Origin of the sequence: Burkholderia sp. Se-20378 (assembly GCF_017104665.1) — a bacterium.
In the GTDB taxonomy this organism is placed as follows: domain Bacteria; phylum Pseudomonadota; class Gammaproteobacteria; order Burkholderiales; family Burkholderiaceae; genus Burkholderia; species Burkholderia lata.
Genome location: NZ_JAAGPG010000162.1, coordinates 1 through 16076, shown reverse-complemented (window position 1 = coordinate 16076; position 16076 = coordinate 1). Strand labels below are relative to the sequence as shown.

Below are 16076 nucleotides of genomic sequence, written 5' to 3'. Positions count from 1 at the left end.
TTCACGTAGCCTTCGAGCGCAAGCTGTTCGTAAACCTGCGTGACCGTATTGCGCGCGATCCCGAGCTCGGCGGCCAGGAGCCGCGACGACGGCACGCGCGTGCCGGCCGGCAGTTCGCGCGACAGGATCGCCTGTTGCAGCAGCCGGTGAAGCTGCCGGTAGATCGGCTGTTCGCCGCCGCGCACGAGGCGCTGCGCCAGCCAGTCCGACAACACGCTCGCGCGCATGATTGGCTCCTGAATATTTATTGAAATGGCTCTGATTGCCAGAGCCAAATGTGATTATAGTCGCCTCCATGGGCTGTCGAAGCGCCCGATTTTCTACTCACCGGAAAGAACATCAAGGAGATGACCGTGAAGAATGCCGACCTGCAGGCCCGCAAGAACGCCGCCACCCCGCGCGGCGTTGGCGTGATGTGCGATTTCTACGCAGCCCGCGCCGAGAACGCGGAACTGTGGGATGTCGAAGGCCGCCGCTTCATCGATTTCGCCGCCGGCATCGCGGTGCTGAACACCGGCCACCGCCACCCGAAGATCGTCAAGGCGATCGCGGATCAGCTGAACAACTTCACGCACACCGCTTACCAGATCGTCCCGTACGCGTCGTACGTCGAACTGGCTGAAAAGATCAACGCACGCGCGCCGGGCGATTTCCCGAAGAAGACCGCGTTCTTCACGACCGGCGCGGAAGCCGTCGAGAACGCGATCAAGATCGCGCGTGCAGCGACCGGCCGTCCGGGCGTCATCGCCTTCTCGGGCGGCTTCCACGGCCGCACGATGATGGGCATGGCGCTGACCGGCAAGGTCGCGCCGTACAAGCTGAACTTCGGCCCGTTCCCGGGCGACGTGTTCCACGCCCCGTACCCGAACGCCGTGCACGGCGTGACGACCGCCGACTCGATCAAGGCGATCGAGATGCTGTTCAAGGCCGACATCGATCCGAAGCGCGTCGCCGCGATCATCTTCGAACCGGTCCAGGGCGAAGGCGGCTTCTACGCGGCGCCGGCCGAGTTCGTACGCGCACTGCGCAAGATCTGTAACGAGCACGGCATCCTGCTGATCGCCGACGAAGTCCAGACGGGCTTCGCGCGTACCGGCAAGCTGTTCGCGATGCAGCACTACGACGTGCTGGCCGACCTGATCACGATGGCGAAGAGCCTCGCGGGCGGCATGCCGCTGTCGGGCGTCGTCGGCCGTGCGGAAGTGATGGACGCGGCAGCGCCTGGCGGCCTCGGCGGCACGTACGCGGGCAACCCGCTGGCCGTCGCATCGGCGCACGCAGTGCTCGAGATCATCGACGAAGAGAAGCTGTGCGAGCGCGCGACGCAATTCGGCGACGCGCTGAAGGCGAAGCTGAACGCATTGCAGGCCGACGTGCCGCAGATCGCCGACGTGCGCGGCCCGGGCGCGATGATCGCGGTCGAGTTCCTGAAGCCGGGCTCGGGCGAGCCGGATGCGGAATTCACGAAGCGCGTGCAGACGCGTGCGCTCGAGCGCGGCCTGCTGCTGCTCGTGTGCGGCGTGTACTCGAACGTCGTGCGCTTCCTGTTCCCGCTGACGATCCCGCAAGCCGTGTTCGACGAAGCCCTCGTGATCCTCGAGGAAGTGCTGAAGGAAACGGTCGGCGTGCCGGCCTGAGTTTCCGTCGACTTCATCAACTGAATGCGCCGCCGCCGTCTTCGTGACGGCGGCGGCCGTTTCATCCGTCCTTTTCGAAGCAGGTGATTCATATGAGCACTGTTCAGGAAACCCTGGCACTGAAAGACCCGTCGCTGTTCCGCCAGCAGGCGTACGTCAATGGCGAATGGCAAGGCGCGACGAACGGCGAGACGTTCGAAGTCCGCAACCCGGCGACCGGCGGCCTCCTCGGCACCGTGCCGGCGATGGGCACGGCCGAAACGCGTCACGCGATCGAAGCCGCGAACGCCGCATGGCCGGCGTGGCGCAAGAAGACCGCGAAGGAACGCGCGGTCGTCCTGCGCAAGTGGCACGACCTGATGATGGAAAACGCCGACGACCTCGCGCTGATCCTGACGACCGAGCAGGGCAAGTCGCTGGCGGAAGCGAAGGGCGAGATCGGTTATGCCGCATCGTTCCTCGAATGGTTCGCGGAAGAAGGCAAGCGCGTGTACGGCGACACGATCCCGACGCCGGCGAGCGACAAGCGCATCGTCGTAACGAAGGAAGCGATCGGCGTGTGCGCGGCGATCACGCCGTGGAACTTCCCGGCGGCGATGATCACGCGCAAGGTTGGCCCGGCACTCGCCGCAGGCTGCCCGATCGTCGTGAAGCCGGCCGAGGCGACGCCGTTCTCCGCACTCGCGATGGCCGTGCTGGCCGAGCGCGCGGGCGTGCCGGCGGGCGTGTTCAGCGTCGTCACGGGCGACCCGAAGGCGATCGGCGGCGAGATGACGTCGAACCCGATCGTGCGCAAGCTGTCGTTCACCGGCTCGACGCCGGTCGGCCGCCTGCTGATGTCGCAGTGCGCGGCGACGGTCAAGAAGGTGTCGCTGGAGCTCGGCGGCAATGCACCGTTCATCGTGTTCGACGACGCCGACCTCGATGCGGCCGTGCAGGGCGCGATCGCATCGAAGTACCGCAACAGCGGCCAGACCTGCGTGTGCACGAACCGCTTCTACGTGCATGAAGCCGTGTACGACCAGTTCGCGCAGAAGCTCGCGGCAGCCGTCGGCCAGTTGAAGGTCGGCCGCGGTACGGAGCCGGGCGTCACGCAAGGTCCGCTGATCAACGAAGCAGCCGTGCTGAAGGTCGAGGCGCACATCGAGGACGCGCTCGCGAAGGGTGCGACCGTCGTGACGGGCGGCAAGCGCCACGCACTTGGCCACGGCTTCTTCGAGCCGACCGTGCTGACGGGTGTCACGCCGGCGATGAAGGTCGCGAAGGAAGAGACGTTCGGGCCGCTCGCGCCGCTGTTCAAGTTCGGCAGCGACGACGAAGTGATCCGCCTCGCGAACGACACCGAGTTCGGCCTCGCCGCGTACTTCTACAGCCGCGACATCGGCCGCGTGTGGAAGGTGGCGGAAGCGCTCGAATACGGGATGGTCGGCGTGAACACGGGCCTGATCTCGAACGAAGTCGCACCGTTCGGTGGCGTGAAGCAGTCGGGCCTCGGCCGCGAAGGCTCGCACTACGGCATCGACGACTACGTCGTGATCAAGTACCTCTGCCTCGCCGTCTGACGGTTCAGGGCCTGGCACTTCGGTGACAGGCCCTGACCGCCCGGCCGGAACCGGGCGGGCCGACGCGGGCCGGCGTCCCTCTCCGTCGTGCCCGCGTCATCTCCTCCCCTCCTCACCGCTTCCCCCTCCTCTCCGCTTTCACGGCACTGCGATCCCAGCATCGGCTTGGGTCGAACGGCTGACCGTCGCCATCAGGCCGCGCCACGCCCGCAAAGCCCATCCTCCCGAACAAAACCGAAAAACAAAAGCCCTCGCGATATCGGCACAAGCGTGCACGCACTAACCTTTCAAATTTGATACGATTCAATTTCATTTTGAAAGGTTTCGGGATGCCGAACCGAGGGTGCCGGCGCCCGGCGCGAGCCCAGTCTGAACGACTGGGCACCAGGCGCAGGCGGTCGTCGTGGATCTTCGAGCCACGCCAAACGAGGATGCTGTTCATGGAAAGCCACGTAGGACCAACGTGCCTGCGCGCCCAACTCAAGCGGGGGCTGCTCGAGATCAAAGTCGACGCTGCCGCCCTGCCCCCTGCGAACCTGTTCGGCTTCGCAGAGCGCCGGAATCCCAGGCGAGCATTCCTCTTCGTTTCCAAGGTCCTGGGCCGTCACATCCCGGCGCGCCCGTCGATCATGGCGGCCAGCTTCGAGCGCCTGGCTGCCGAAATTCCGGCCGACCTGCCCGGACCGGTACTGGTGATCGGCATGGCCGAAACCGCAGTGGGTCTCGGTGCCGGCGTGCACCGCGCCTATCGTGCCGGCCGCCCTGACAGCGTGTACCTCACCAGTACGCGTCATCCGCTCGGCACCGACGTCTTCGCTCGATTCGAGGAAGAACACAGCCATGCGAGCGCTCATCTGATCCACTTGCCGGTCGATCCCGAGATCCGTGACCTGATGCTGAAGGCGCGATCGCTGGTCCTGGTGGATGACGAAGCCTCCACCGGCAAGACCTTCGTGAACCTGCACCGCGCGCTGGTCGAAGCGGGTCTGGGCAACGTCCAGCGCGTGGTTACTTGCGTCCTGACCGACTGGACTGCCGGTACCGTTCGTCAATCCATCGGGGAACCGGTCACCGCGGTATCGCTGCTGACCGGCTCCTACCAGTTCCACGAGGATCGGTCCGCGCCCCTCCCCGAGATGCCGAACGTCGGCGCCGTTTCCATGGGCGAATGGCCTCTCTCGCCCCGCAACGACTGGGGACGTCTGGGCGTTCGGGATGTGGACGATACGCTCGCGCCGGAAATTCAGGTCCAGCCCGGCGAGAAAGTCATTGTCGTCGGTACCGGCGAGTTCGTCTGGCGTCCTTTTCTGCTGGCGGAACGCCTGGAGCGATCCGGCGCGGATGTCCACTTCAGCTCGACCACCCGGTCCCCCATCGCGCTGGGCCACGCGATCGGGCACGCGCTGTCGTTCCCCGACAACTACGGCCTCGGTATTCCGAACTTCCTCTACAACGTGCGGCCCGGCCAGTTCGACCGGGTCCTGATCTGCACGGAAACCCCCTCCCAGGCCCTGCCTGCAGAACTCGTCGACGCACTGAAAGCCGAGGTGATCGTCGATGAGCGGTAATCGCCCCCTGGCATTCGTCGACCTCGACGACACCCTGTTCCAGACCGCCCGCAAGATGGCGGAAGGCGTCCCGCGATCGACGGCCACGCTGGATGTGCACGGTCAGCCGAACGGCTTCATGGACCCGGTCCAGCACGCATTCATCACGTGGCTGCTGGCCACCGCCGACGTCGTTCCGGTCACCGCGCGCAGCGTGGAGGCATACGGCCGCGTCAAGCTTCCCTTCGTCGAAGGCGCAATCTGCTCGCATGGGGGCGTCATGCTCCGTCCCGACGGATCACTCGATCGAAGCTGGCACGGGCAAATGGTCGAGGCCCTCCGGAGCGTTCAGGACCGACTGCCGGCACTCAGCGAGGCCACGCTGGAGATCGGCAAGGCACTCGGCTACGCGCTCCGCGGCTGGGTGGTGGAAGAAGAGGGCTTGCGCCATTACGTGGTGGTCAAGCACAACGAGTCCGACGACTCGGTGCTCGCCGAGGTGCTGGCCGAAGTTCGGTCCCGGCGCATGCTGGACGGCATGCACGTTCACGCGAACGGCAACAACCTCGCCTTCCTGCCAACGGGGCTGGCCAAGCGCGCGGCCGTTCACGAGTGGCTGCGCCGCGACCGCGAGCTCCACGGCGAGCGACCGGTCCTGGGCTTCGGCGACAGCATCACCGATCTGGGGTACATGGACCTCTGCCACATGTGGGCGACACCGGCGCGCAGCCAGCTTGCGAACTGGGTGACGGGGACGATCCATGGGTAATCGCCTCGCGAGCCTGAACACCGTCGGCAGCGGCAGCTACGCCCCCGACGATGTGCACTTCCTGCTGCGACACGTGCGGATGAGCGTCACCGACGTCGAGGAGAAGGAGCGTCTGATTCAGACGAATCAAAAGCATTACTCGGAAATGATCGGCCTCGAGCAGGCTCCCACCGACGTGCACAAGCGCCTTTACGCCCGCGCGCTGGTGCAGAACGGCGTCCGCATGGCTTCGGATGTGCAGTCCCTGGCGATGGCGCTGAGTGGCGCTTACACCGGGCCGGACATCGCCCTGGTCTCATTTGTTCGCGCCGGCCTGCCGCTTGGCGTGCTGCTGCGCCGGGCACTCGTGGAGACGGGGCGCGACGCTCGCCACTACGGGATCAGCATCATTCGCGATCGCGGGATCGACACGGTTGCGCTGGAAGCCATCATCCGGTTGCATGGCGCCGAAAACATCGTCTTCGTCGATGGCTGGACCGGCAAAGGTGCCATTTCCGGCGAACTCGCACGGACCCTGGCGGACGACTCGCGCTTCCCTGAAGGTCCGCGCCTCGTGGTCCTGGCAGATCCGTGCGGCCGCGCATGGCTGGCTGCCTCCGCGCAAGACTGGACAATTCCGTCCGGCATTCTCGGTGCAACCGTTTCCGGGCTGGTGTCCCGCACCATCTGGCCGGCTCAAGGCGGCCTGCATGGTTGCGTGGTCTACGAACACCTGCGCGAACACGATGTCACGCGCGAGTTCATCGACAGGATCGATGCCGAACGTCGGGCGCTGGCAGACGCTCGTCCCGCCGTTCCATGGACCAACGATCAGCGACTGACACTCCAGGCGTCCGCGGACAACGTAGTGTCCGCGCTGGCGACCCGCTTCGACATCGGCAACCTGAACCGCGTGAAACCGGGTATCGCCGAGGCAACCCGAGCGGTCCTGCGCCGTGTACCGGATCGCGTACTGGTACGTGACCGCGATGACAGCGACGTTCAGTTGCTGTTGCACCTCACCGAACGCGCGGGCGTGACAGTAGAGGAAGCGGGCACCGATCTGGGCCCGTATCGCGCGGCAACAATCATTCGGAATGCGAATTGATTAAGACCATTTCTCCATTCGCCCTCGGGGCGACTCTGTACATGCCGGCCACCCGCAGCGACATCCTCGATGTGGTTTCCGGCACCAGGATCCCGGAGCTGCGCTCGCTGGTGGTCTGTCTGGAAGACGCGGTGGCGGCAATCGACGTCGAAAGCGCGCTGGCGAACCTGCAGGCGCTCCTCACGAATATCGATGCCCGGGGAGGGCGCGTCGAATCCGGTCCCTTGTTGTTCGTTCGGCCACGTGATGCCGCAATGGCGGCGGTGCTGAACGACTGGCCGCTGATGAAGCACGTCGACGGGTTCGTCGTACCCAAGTTGACCCTGCAATCCCTTTCGTCGTGGGAGCACGCGGTCAGTCATCCTGACCTGTACCTCATGCCGACACTGGAAACGGCCGACGTCTATGACCCGGGCGCAATGGTAGAGCTTGGCTCGGCCCTGAAGGCCAACCTGAACCGACGCATCATCGCGCTGCGAATCGGCGGCAACGACCTGATGGGGTGTCTTGGCCTGCGGCGCAATCCGGCCACCACGATCTACAGCACGCCCATCAGCTACGTGATCCCCATGCTTGCCGGAATCATGGGGGCTCAGGGCTTTGCCCTGACCGCACCCGTATTCGAGCAACTCGCTACTCCCCATCTCCTGAACGAGGAGCTGGAACTGGACATCGCTCATGGCCTGGTAGGGAAGACGGCCATTCACCCGAGCCAGATTCGCATCATTCAGGAGGCGCTGCGCGTGAGCCTCGATGACTTCAATTGCGCCAGGCTGATCGTCAACGAGGCGGCCCCTGCCGTTTTCAAGCACAACGACGCGATGTGTGAGCCGGCAACCCACTACAAGTGGGCGGTCAACATCCTCGAACGCGCCAAGTGGCACGGCGTGAGGCCCACCGCCCCGAGTAGTAGCGAGCACGGCGTCCGACTGGCGGAGGCCGGCTGATGAGCGTGGCAATGCGTGAGGCTGCCCCCAAAGGAGCACGGTCTACTGCTCGCCGACTCGATGTCGGCCCGGCGGCAGCGGCAACTTGCGTCCGGATCAAGAGTCGGCAGCTGTCGCGCAAGACGAACCATGGCGACTCTTTTCCCGTGTGGCGGCAAAACCGCTCGCGGTTTAGCAAAGCTGGGGAATGTGACTCCGTCCGATCCCTCGCTCGAACACAAAACACTGAAGATCAACAAGGAGCGTAAAGATGGCACTCACCCTGAGCAAGAATCAGAGCATCTCGCTGGAAAAAACCGCCGGTCGTGGCTTGACCTCGATTAGTCTGGGCCTGGGTTGGGACCCGGTGAAGTCCGGTGGCTTCTTCTCGAAGATGCTGGGTGGCGGCAGCAACGACATCGATCTGGATGCTTCCTGCATCCTGCTGGACGGCGACATGAAATCCGTCGATCTGGTCTGGTTCCGACAACTGGAATCCAGGGACGGCGCCATCGAGCACTCCGGCGATAACCTGACGGGTGAAGGGGATGGCGACGATGAAACCATCCACGTCGACCTGCAGCGCCTGCCGGGCACCATCCAGTACCTGGTGTTCACCGTCAACAGCTTCCGTGGTCAGACTTTCGACCAAGTCGAAAATGCCTACTGCCGCATCCTCGACGACTCGAAAAACCAGGAGCTGGCGCGCTTCAACCTGGCGGAGAAAGGTCGCCACACCGGTGTCGTCATGGCAAGCCTCAGCCGTGGCGGCGGCGGCTGGGAATTCAAGGCAATCGGCCAGTCCACCCACGGCCGCACCGCGGACGATCTCGTCAATCTGGCGATTCAGGCGGTGCGAGCATGACGACACTGGTACCTGGCGGAAATGCGCCGGTTGCCACCGGTCAATTGCGTGTGGACATCAACTTCGCTCCGATTCCAGGCGCGGAGATCGATATCTCCGCATTCGCGCTCAGCGCTGCCGCGAAAGTCCGGGGCGATGGCGACATGTGCTTCTACGGCCAAACCAGCGTCCTGGGTGGCGCGGTTCAGTTGACCACCACGACGGCCGGCCGGGCAACGTTCACCGTGGATCTCGGGCGGATCGACCCGGCCGTCGAGAAAGTCGCGCTCACCGCGACCATCCACGAGAACAAGGCGACCTTCGACCGCGTTTCGATGCTGGCAGTGGCCGTTACGGGAGGAATCGAGGCGCAAATTCCGACTGCCGGGATGAACGAGACTGCGCTGATCCTCGGGGAGTTTTATCGCCGTCAGGACGCGTGGAAATTCCGCTGTGTCGCACAAGGCTTTGCCGGCGGTCTGGAGCCGCTGGCAAAGCACTTCGGCGTCGACATTGCCACGCCTTCCGGTAGCCCGGCGCAGAGCTCTTCCGTGCCGCCCCCGGCACCCGTATCGACGCCGGCGCTCGCACCCGTACCGCCTGGCGCGCCGACGTCCACGATCCGACTCAGCAAAATCACGCTCGACAAATCGCGCCCCAGCATCAGTCTGGAGAAGACCGCTGCCGGCTTCGGTGAAATCAAGGTGAACCTGAACTGGAACCAGGGTACGAGTGGCCTGCTCGGCGGCTTCCTGGGAAAACGCGGTGCCATCGATCTGGACCTGGGTTGCCTGTTTGAAATGCAGGACGGACTCAAAGGGGCCGTGCAGGCGCTCGGCAAGCGTTTCGGCGACCTGCGGGAGGAGCCCTACATCCAGCTGATGGGAGATGACCGTACGGGCTCGGTCGCCGATGGCGAGTGGCTTCGCATCAACGGGCAACAGTGGAACAAGATCGAACGCATCCTGATTTTCGCGTTCATCTACGACGGCGCTCCGAACTGGAAGGCAACTGACGGTGTGGTAACCATTTTCGTGCCTGGCCAGTCCGAAATCGAAGTTCGCATGAACGAGGAGGGAGGCCGCCACGGCATGTGTGCAATTGCCCTGCTTGAAAACGTGAACGGGGCCGTCAAGGTCTCGCGTCGCGTCGACTTCCATCCCGGACACGAGGAAATGGATCGTGCCTACGGCTGGGGTATGCGCTGGAAAGCCGGCTCCAAGTAACCATTGACCCGGCGGGGCCGTCCGGCCCCGCTCACTGAGAGAAAACACATGCTCGATTGGCTGAAAACCAACGCGACCAAAGCCCGCGAAACCTTGACCATCGAAGTCGCCAAATTCAAGAACCGGACGTTCATGGAGGCAACCGCCAATGCTTGCGCGCTGATCTCCGCCGCGGATGGCGAGATCAAATCCGAAGAGAAGCTGAAGATGGTCGGCTTCATCAACAACTCGCCGGAATTGAAGGTCTTCAACCTGAACGACGTGATCAAGGTGTTCAGCGACGCCTGCGGCAAGTTCGAATTCGATTTCCAGATCGGCCAAGCCGAAGCGCTGAAGGCCATCGGCAAGATCAAGGGCAAGGACGGAGAAGCCCGCTTGCTGGTGCGCGTGGCCTGTGCCATTGGCGCATCCGACGGTCATTTCGACGACAAGGAAAAAGCGGCTTGCCGCCTGATCTGCCTGGAACTCGGCTTGAACCCGGTTGACTTCGAACTGTAGGAAACCGAAACGTGGAAACGACACCCATTGGCTTTCCGCCGTTGACCATGGCCGTATTCGTCGGGCTGGCGCTGGCCGCCCTGCTGCTGGACATGGTTACCCACCGCGACGACAAACCGATCACCCTCGCCCGTGCGTCCATCTGGTCGGTATTCTGGGTGGCCATCTCCCTTGCATTCGCCGGCTTCCTGTACGTGCAGCATGGCGCGGAAGTGGCCAGCCTGTTCCTTACCGGTTATGCACTGGAGAAGGTCCTCTCCGTCGACAACCTGTTCGTCTTCATGGCGATCTTCGCCTGGTTCAAGGTCCCGGACGGCATGCGTCACCGCATCCTGCACTGGGGCATCATCGGGGCCATCGTGTTCCGCGGTGTCTTTGTCGTCATCGGTACCGGCCTGCTGGCATTCGGCCCGTGGGTCGAGATCGTCTTCGCGCTGATCGTCGCGTGGACCGCCGTCATGATGCTCAAGGGCGGTGACGACGATGACGAGGAGAAGGATTACTCGCAGCATCTTGCTTGCCGCTTCGCGAAAAAACTCTTCCCCGTATGGCCCAGGCTGCACGGCCACAACTTCTTCGTGAGCCGCAAGACGCTCGAGGCGGAAGTACGGACGGCCGGGAACGACAAGAGCCTGGCGGCGAAAGGCAACCTCTTCGCCACCCCGCTGTTCCTCTGCCTGGTGGTGATCGAAGTGTCCGACGTCCTGTTCGCGTTCGACTCGGTCCCGGCCGTCATTGCGGTCAGCCGCGAACCTTTGATCGTCTACTCGGCGATGCTGTTCGCAATCCTTGGCCTTCGCACCCTGTATTTCGTCCTGGAAGCGCTGAAGCGCTACGTGGTGCATCTGGAAAAGGCAGTGATCGTATTGCTGTTCTTCATCGCAGCGAAGCTGGGCTTGAACGCGACCGACCATCTGTTCCACCACGGCATCAGCATCTCCCCGAACACCAGCCTGCTCATCGTACTGATAGTCCTGGCTATCGGAATCCTGGCCAGCGTGATCTTCCCGAAAAAGGAAGAAGCGCAAGCCGAAAATCAGTAACCCGTCACAACCCAAAGGAGCTGTTTTCATGGCACTGACTCTTCAAAAAGGCGGCAACCTCTCGCTTTCCAAAACCGATCCGAGCCTGACCAGGATCCTGGTTGGCCTGGGCTGGGACCCACGCGCGACCGATGGCACCGAATTCGATCTGGACGCCAGCGCGTTCCTGCTGGGGGCCAACGGCAAAGTCCGCGGTGAAGCCGACTTCATCTTCTACAACCAATTGCGCAGCCAGGACGGTTCTGTCGAACATACCGGCGACAACCGTACCGGCGCTGGCGACGGCGATGACGAAGTCCTCAAGGTCGACCTGAGCCGCGTTCCGGCCGATATCGACAAGATCGCCTTCACGGTCACCATCCACGACGCCGAAGCGCGCAAGCAGAACTTCGGCCAGGTCAGCAATTCGTTCATCCGCGTCGTGAACGAGACCTCCGGTGCAGAGGTGGTCCGCTACGACCTGGCGGAAGACGCCTCCACCGAAACCGCAATGATCTTCGCGGAGTTGTACCGCAGCAGCGGCGAGTGGAAATTCCGCGCCGTTGGCCAAGGCTACGCCGGCGGCCTGCGTGCTGTGGCCAACGGCTACGGCATGAACTTCTGAACGGTCTCCTCACCTGAACAAGGAATCACACCATGGCTGTCAGTCTGTCCAAAGGCGGTAACGTCTCCCTGTCGAAAGAGGCCCCGGGCCTGAGCGAAGTCGTCATCGGCCTGGGCTGGGACCCGCGCGTCACCGACGGCACCGAGTTCGACCTCGACGCGTCGATCTTCGTCACCGGGGAAAGCGGCAAAGTCCTGAGCGACGCCAGCTTCATCTTCTACAACAACAAGAAGTCCGCCGACGGTTCCGTCGAGCACCTGGGCGACAATCGTTCCGGCCAGGGCGAAGGCGACGACGAGCAGGTCAACGTGAAGCTCACCGGCCTGGCGGCCGACGTGAAGAAGCTGGTGTTCGCCGTCACGATTCACGATGCCGAGGCCCGCAAGCAGTCATTCGGCCAAGTGAGCAACGCCTATATCCGCGTCGTCAACAAAGCCGACAGCAAGGAAATCGCTCGCTACGACCTGTCCGAAGACGCCTCCACGGAAACCGCCATGATCTTCGGCGAGCTGTATCGCCACAACGACGAGTTCAAGTTCAAGGCGATCGGACAAGGTTTCACGGGTGGCCTGAAGCCTCTGGCAGAAGCTCACGGTGTGAGCATCGGTTAATCCAAAAGGCAGGAAAATCCCCGGCTTGGCCGATCACGCCGTTCAGTTCACAACTGAACGGCGTACTCCACGCATGAGGTCGGTCGCAAAGCGTGACGACCATCGGTTCAAGCCGCGATCACCGGAACACGTTCACCGCATCCACCAACCGCGTCGCCTGCTGCTTCAGGCTCTCCGACGCCGCCGTGCTCTGCTCGACCAGCGCCGCGTTCTGCTGCGTGATGTTGTCCAGATGCACGACCGCCTGGTCGACCTGCGACACGCCGGTGCTCTGCTCGGCCGTCGACGAGCTGATCTCCGCGATCAGGTCCGACACGCGCTTCACCTGCGCGACGATGTCCTCCATCGTCTTGCCCGCCTCGTCCACACGCCGCGCGCCCGACTCGACGCGGTCGACGCTCGCACCGATCAACGTCTTGATCTCCTTCGCCGCGTTCGCGCTGCGCTGCGCGAGCGCACGCACTTCGCCCGCGACGACCGCGAAGCCGCGCCCCTGTTCGCCTGCGCGTGCGGCTTCCACCGCCGCATTCAGCGCCAGGATGTTGGTCTGGAACGCGATACCGTCGATCACCGAAATGATCTCCGCGATCCGCCCCGAGCTCTGCGCGATGCCGCGCATCCGGTCGATCACGCTGTCGACCACGCCGCCGCCGTGGCTCGTCGCCTCGAGCGCCGCGTCGGCCAGCGCGCTCGCCGCGCGCGCGCTGTCGGTGTTCTGCCGGACGGTCGCCGTCAGTTCCTCCATGCTCGCGGCCGTTTCCTCCAGCGACGCGGCCTGCGTGCCCGTACGCGCCGACAGGTCGGCGTTGCCGCCCGCGATTTCGCCCGCGCCGAGGTGGATCGCGTCGGACGCGTGGCGCACCGTGCGCACGGTGCCCGCAATGCTCGTCTGCATCGTGGCGAGGCCGCGCAGCATCCGGTCGATCTCGAACACGCCGCCTGCCCGCACGACTTCATCGAGCCGGCCCTGCGCGATCCGCTCGAAATGGCGGCCGGCTTCTTCCAGCGGCGCGACGACCGCGCGCCGCGCGGCCGCGTAGATCGCCGCGCTCGCCGCGAGCATCGCCACCAGCAGCACGATGCCGACCGACTTGAACCAGAGCATGCCGCCGTCGATCGTGTCGAGCGCGGTGCGGCTCGATGCGCCGCCATAGTCGGTGAAGCGACGCAGCTCGGCGATATACGCGTCCTGGATGCTCTGCGTCGGCTGGTCGAGGAAGGCCTGGATGTTGTCGGCGTCGAGGAACTGCACGAGTTCGCCCAGCGCGCCGCGCAGCGCGCGATAGCGCTCGGCGAGCGCCGTGACGCGCGCGCGGTTGGCATCGTCGACCGGCTGCGCGGCCGTCAGCGCGGCGAACGCCTTGTCGGCTTCCGCGAGCGACGCGCCGGCATGGCGGATGATGTCTTCCGGCTTCGGGCCGCCGCGCACCATCCGCGTGCCGGCGCGCGACAGGTTGATGCGCGCGTCGAGCAGCTGCTGGGTCGCCTGGCTGGCCGCGCCGACCTGCGTGATTGCGACGTTCGACAGATCGTCGACGCCGCTGCGCGTCGACTTGAGCGCCCAGAAGCCGAGCGCCTCGATCGCGAACAGGAAGAGGCAAAACACGGTCAACACGCCGAGCAGACCCGACGCGAGCTTGATTTTTCCGAACATGGGGGAGATTCCTGGAAAGCGGACGATGAGGCAATGCCCCGGCATTAGCGGCATTTCTTCGTCGGACTTTAGGGGCGACCGGCGAGGGCGGACGACGGCAAAGTTCGCGTTGCCCGCGCATTCCCGCGGAATCGCCCGCAAACAGGGAAATCTACGGCATTCGACGCAATAATCGCGTCGCATCGCGCCGAAAATTGCACGAAATGCGGACGAATTTCCTTGCTTATCCGCATCCCCCTTCCTAGAGTTCAGCGCAAGCGGGCACTCATTTCGAGGAAAGTCGATGACCGACATCACGGACCACGCGCGCGGCGCATTGCGTGCGCAACCGTTCAGCATGCTGCTGGGCACGGAGCTGATGCATATCGGCGACAACGAAGTGTCGCTGTGCCTGCCCGTGCGTGAAGAACTGCGGCAGCAGCACGGTTTCGTGCACGGCGGCGTCATCAGCTACCTCGCGGACAACGCGCTGACGTTCGCCGGCGCGCTCGTGCTCGGCCCGCGCGTGATCACGGCGGAATACAAGATCAACTACCTGCGGCCGGCAGTGAACGGCACGCTCGTCGCCCGCGCGAAGCTCGTCTACGCGGGGCGGCACCAGGCGACCTGCCAGTGTCATGTGTTCGTCATCGACGGCGATCACGAGCGGCTCGTCGCGATCGCGCAAGGCACGATCAACCGCGTCGGCGACGGCAAGATGCCGGATGCGCCGGAGGAAACGGCGTGAGCGGTTCTCCGCGCTTGAAGGATCACCCCTCCGTCCAGAAGACGATGAGCGTGTAGTCGAGTTGAGCGGTCAGACATGCGGGCCTGCTTGCCGCTCCCATGTGCGGTACATGTGGTTCTATCGCTTTATCGCGGCAAGAAAGACGGTATCGCGCTCGCGTCGACCGACTGCTACAACCCGTACGAGCACTTCCGAATCGCGCACTTCGTAGACGAGCCGGTAACCAACGCTGCGTAGCTTGATCTTGTAGCGATCCGGATGGCCATGCAGCTTTGCAGACGGAATCCGAGGATTCTCGAGCCGCTCGGCGAGCCGGGATTTGAACTGATCGCGAACGGTCCGATCGAGCATCATCCACGCCTTCAACACAGGTTCGTGAAATTGAAGTTCAAAGGTCCTTCAGCTTGACTTTGACGACTCTCTCATTGGCGCGCTTGTCGACCAGCCCGTTGTCTTCGCTATCCTCCAGACGTTCGACCATCACCTCCCACGTCTTCGCCGGGACGCAATAGAACGCGGGCTCGTTGCGATTCAGAATCGCGACCGGGAAGCCTTCTCCCGCCGCGACCGTGCCTATCGGGTTCCGCTTCAAATCTGAAACGCTCGCGGTAAAGTCGGCCAGAATTGTGCGAGGCATGTCGGCTCCCTCTCTTGCAGAATGGCGGTTGCATCTAATTTGGCACCAAAATTGGCGCCCGCCGCTTGCGAAGCCTTTCAGTGAAGTACATTTCGCCACCGGTTTGGCGACCTCGGCATGCCGCCTCGTCTACTCCGCCCCCTCCCCCGCCAGCGGCAAAAACCGCGGCGCCACGCGCGCCCGCACGTTGCCGTTCTCATCCGTCCGATAGATCCCGCGCGCCGCGTTGTGCGGATGCGCGGCCGCGTCGGCCACGCTCAGCAGCGGCGCGAAACACGCGTCGGTGCCTTCGAGCAATTCACGCCAATGCGCGGACGGCCGCTGCGCGAACACGTCGGCGAAACGCGCCTTCAGCTCGGGCCAGCGCGCACGGTCGTACTGCGACGCCGGATCGATGTCGGTCAGCCCGAGCCGTTCGACCAGCAGCGCATAGAACGGCGGCTCGAGCGCACCGATTGTCACGCATTCGCCATCCGCGCAGCGATACACGTCGTAGAACGGCGCATCGTGAAAGAGGCTCGGCTGCGCGCCGTCGAGCTGCCCGTTCGCGCGCGCCCACAGCGCGAGCGAGCCGAGCATCGACACGATGTCGACGATCGCGCCGTCGACCACGCGCCCGGGCCCGCCGCCGCGCACGTCGAACAGCGCGCAGACGATCCCGAACGCAAGCCCGAGCGCGCCGCCCGCATCGCCGACGACGGTCG

The 16076-nt window shown here is 64.2% G+C and carries 17 protein-coding genes and 1 pseudogene; 13 read left to right on the top strand and 5 right to left on the bottom strand.

What is annotated here, in order from left to right; translation table 11 throughout:
- The coding region (locus G3N93_RS18455; protein WP_206133661.1) for a GntR family transcriptional regulator at window positions 1-227 on the bottom strand (227 nt) is incomplete at its 3' end.
- 126 nt (window positions 228-353) lie between these two features.
- On the opposite strand from G3N93_RS18455, the gene G3N93_RS18450 reads away from it, so the two are divergent.
- The 12 genes from G3N93_RS18450 (at window position 354) to G3N93_RS18395 (ending at window position 12354) form a co-directional block, all read left to right on the top strand.
- Window positions 354-1637: a 4-aminobutyrate--2-oxoglutarate transaminase gene (locus G3N93_RS18450; protein WP_174941090.1), complete on the top strand. Its 1284-nt coding sequence runs from the start codon at window positions 354-356 to the stop codon at window positions 1635-1637.
- Window positions 1638-1729: 92 nt separating this feature from the next.
- Entirely contained in the window at window positions 1730-3199 is a 1470-nt protein-coding gene (gene gabD / locus G3N93_RS18445; RefSeq protein ID WP_174933328.1) for an NADP-dependent succinate-semialdehyde dehydrogenase, read from the top strand.
- 440 nt (window positions 3200-3639) lie between these two features.
- Window positions 3640-4767 carry a phosphoribosyltransferase domain-containing protein gene (locus G3N93_RS18440; protein WP_206133660.1) on the top strand — a complete coding sequence of 376 codons (1128 nt, stop codon included), beginning with the start codon at window positions 3640-3642 and terminating at the stop codon, window positions 4765-4767.
- On the top strand, window positions 4757-5515 hold the full coding sequence (locus tag G3N93_RS18435; RefSeq protein WP_174986001.1) for a trehalose phosphatase: 759 nt from the start codon (window positions 4757-4759) through the stop codon (window positions 5513-5515). Before G3N93_RS18440 ends, G3N93_RS18435 begins: the two co-directional genes overlap by 11 nt.
- Window positions 5508-6602 (top strand): cysteine protease StiP family protein, encoded by a 1095-nt coding sequence (locus tag G3N93_RS18430; RefSeq protein ID WP_206133659.1) that lies wholly within the window; start codon window positions 5508-5510, stop codon window positions 6600-6602. Before G3N93_RS18435 ends, G3N93_RS18430 begins: the two co-directional genes overlap by 8 nt.
- Window positions 6599-7549, top strand: a complete 951-nt coding sequence (locus tag G3N93_RS18425; RefSeq protein ID WP_241026587.1) for an HpcH/HpaI aldolase/citrate lyase family protein — start codon at window positions 6599-6601, stop codon at window positions 7547-7549. The genes G3N93_RS18430 and G3N93_RS18425 overlap by 4 nt, the downstream gene beginning before the upstream one ends.
- 250 nt (window positions 7550-7799) lie before the next feature.
- A complete protein-coding gene (locus tag G3N93_RS18420) occupies window positions 7800-8393 on the top strand; it encodes a TerD family protein (protein ID WP_174942097.1) in 594 nt (197 codons plus the stop codon).
- A complete protein-coding gene (locus G3N93_RS18415; RefSeq protein WP_206133658.1) occupies window positions 8390-9598 on the top strand; it encodes a TerD family protein in 1209 nt (402 codons plus the stop codon). Before G3N93_RS18420 ends, G3N93_RS18415 begins: the two co-directional genes overlap by 4 nt.
- Before the next feature lie 48 nt (window positions 9599-9646).
- The gene (locus tag G3N93_RS18410) at window positions 9647-10096 is read left to right on the top strand and encodes a tellurite resistance TerB family protein (protein ID WP_206133657.1); all 450 of its coding nucleotides are present in this window, start codon (window positions 9647-9649) and stop codon (window positions 10094-10096) included.
- Window positions 10097-10107: 11 nt separating this feature from the next.
- Complete coding sequence (locus G3N93_RS18405) at window positions 10108-11139, top strand: TerC/Alx family metal homeostasis membrane protein (RefSeq protein ID WP_174941114.1); 1032 nt, start codon at window positions 10108-10110, stop codon at window positions 11137-11139.
- Window positions 11140-11167: 28 nt separating this feature from the next.
- Complete coding sequence (locus G3N93_RS18400) at window positions 11168-11743, top strand: TerD family protein (RefSeq protein ID WP_174941116.1); 576 nt, start codon at window positions 11168-11170, stop codon at window positions 11741-11743.
- Window positions 11744-11775: 32 nt separating this feature from the next.
- Complete coding sequence (locus G3N93_RS18395) at window positions 11776-12354, top strand: TerD family protein (protein ID WP_206133656.1); 579 nt, start codon at window positions 11776-11778, stop codon at window positions 12352-12354.
- 118 nt (window positions 12355-12472) lie between these two features.
- Here G3N93_RS18395 and G3N93_RS18390 read toward each other — a convergent pair whose 3' ends face one another.
- The gene (locus G3N93_RS18390; RefSeq protein WP_206133655.1) at window positions 12473-14008 is read right to left on the bottom strand and encodes a methyl-accepting chemotaxis protein; all 1536 of its coding nucleotides are present in this window, start codon (window positions 14006-14008) and stop codon (window positions 12473-12475) included.
- Between the two features lie 283 nt (window positions 14009-14291).
- Here G3N93_RS18390 and G3N93_RS18385 point away from each other — a divergent pair, with 283 nt between their 5' ends.
- Window positions 14292-14735, top strand: coding sequence for a PaaI family thioesterase (locus tag G3N93_RS18385; protein ID WP_011353771.1), 444 nt, complete (start codon window positions 14292-14294; stop codon window positions 14733-14735).
- A 117-nt stretch (window positions 14736-14852) separates the two neighbouring features.
- Here the strand turns inward: G3N93_RS18385 and G3N93_RS18380 are convergent.
- The 3 genes and pseudogenes from G3N93_RS18380 to G3N93_RS18370 all read right to left on the bottom strand — a co-directional run.
- Window positions 14853-15131, bottom strand: a pseudogene (locus G3N93_RS18380) (type II toxin-antitoxin system RelE/ParE family toxin); the annotation flags it as partial.
- Window positions 15124-15372, bottom strand: coding sequence for a type II toxin-antitoxin system Phd/YefM family antitoxin (locus G3N93_RS18375; RefSeq protein ID WP_174940704.1), 249 nt, complete (start codon window positions 15370-15372; stop codon window positions 15124-15126). The pseudogene G3N93_RS18380 and the gene G3N93_RS18375, both read right to left, overlap by 8 nt.
- Before the next feature lie 129 nt (window positions 15373-15501).
- Window positions 15502-16076, bottom strand: a 575-nt coding sequence (locus G3N93_RS18370) for a CoA transferase (RefSeq protein ID WP_206133653.1), incomplete at its 5' end; no start/stop codon positions are given.

Excerpts from the sequence above, each read along its gene's own strand:
- gabD (WP_174933328.1), top strand. The coding sequence starts at position 1,730 with ATGAGCACTGTTCAGGAAACCCTGGCACTGAAAGACCCGTCGCTGTTC.
- G3N93_RS18440 (WP_206133660.1), top strand. The coding sequence starts at position 3,640 with ATGGAAAGCCACGTAGGACCAACGTGCCTGCGCGCCCAACTCAAGCGG.
- G3N93_RS18435 (WP_174986001.1), top strand. The coding sequence starts at position 4,757 with ATGAGCGGTAATCGCCCCCTGGCATTCGTCGACCTCGACGACACCCTG.
- G3N93_RS18430 (WP_206133659.1), top strand. The coding sequence starts at position 5,508 with ATGGGTAATCGCCTCGCGAGCCTGAACACCGTCGGCAGCGGCAGCTAC.
- G3N93_RS18420 (WP_174942097.1), top strand. The coding sequence starts at position 7,800 with ATGGCACTCACCCTGAGCAAGAATCAGAGCATCTCGCTGGAAAAAACC.
- G3N93_RS18415 (WP_206133658.1), top strand. The coding sequence starts at position 8,390 with ATGACGACACTGGTACCTGGCGGAAATGCGCCGGTTGCCACCGGTCAA.
- G3N93_RS18410 (WP_206133657.1), top strand. The coding sequence starts at position 9,647 with ATGCTCGATTGGCTGAAAACCAACGCGACCAAAGCCCGCGAAACCTTG.
- G3N93_RS18400 (WP_174941116.1), top strand. The coding sequence starts at position 11,168 with ATGGCACTGACTCTTCAAAAAGGCGGCAACCTCTCGCTTTCCAAAACC.
- G3N93_RS18395 (WP_206133656.1), top strand. The coding sequence starts at position 11,776 with ATGGCTGTCAGTCTGTCCAAAGGCGGTAACGTCTCCCTGTCGAAAGAG.
- G3N93_RS18390 (WP_206133655.1), bottom strand. The coding sequence starts at position 14,008 with ATGTTCGGAAAAATCAAGCTCGCGTCGGGTCTGCTCGGCGTGTTGACC.
- G3N93_RS18385 (WP_011353771.1), top strand. The coding sequence starts at position 14,292 with ATGACCGACATCACGGACCACGCGCGCGGCGCATTGCGTGCGCAACCG.
- G3N93_RS18375 (WP_174940704.1), bottom strand. The coding sequence starts at position 15,372 with ATGCCTCGCACAATTCTGGCCGACTTTACCGCGAGCGTTTCAGATTTG.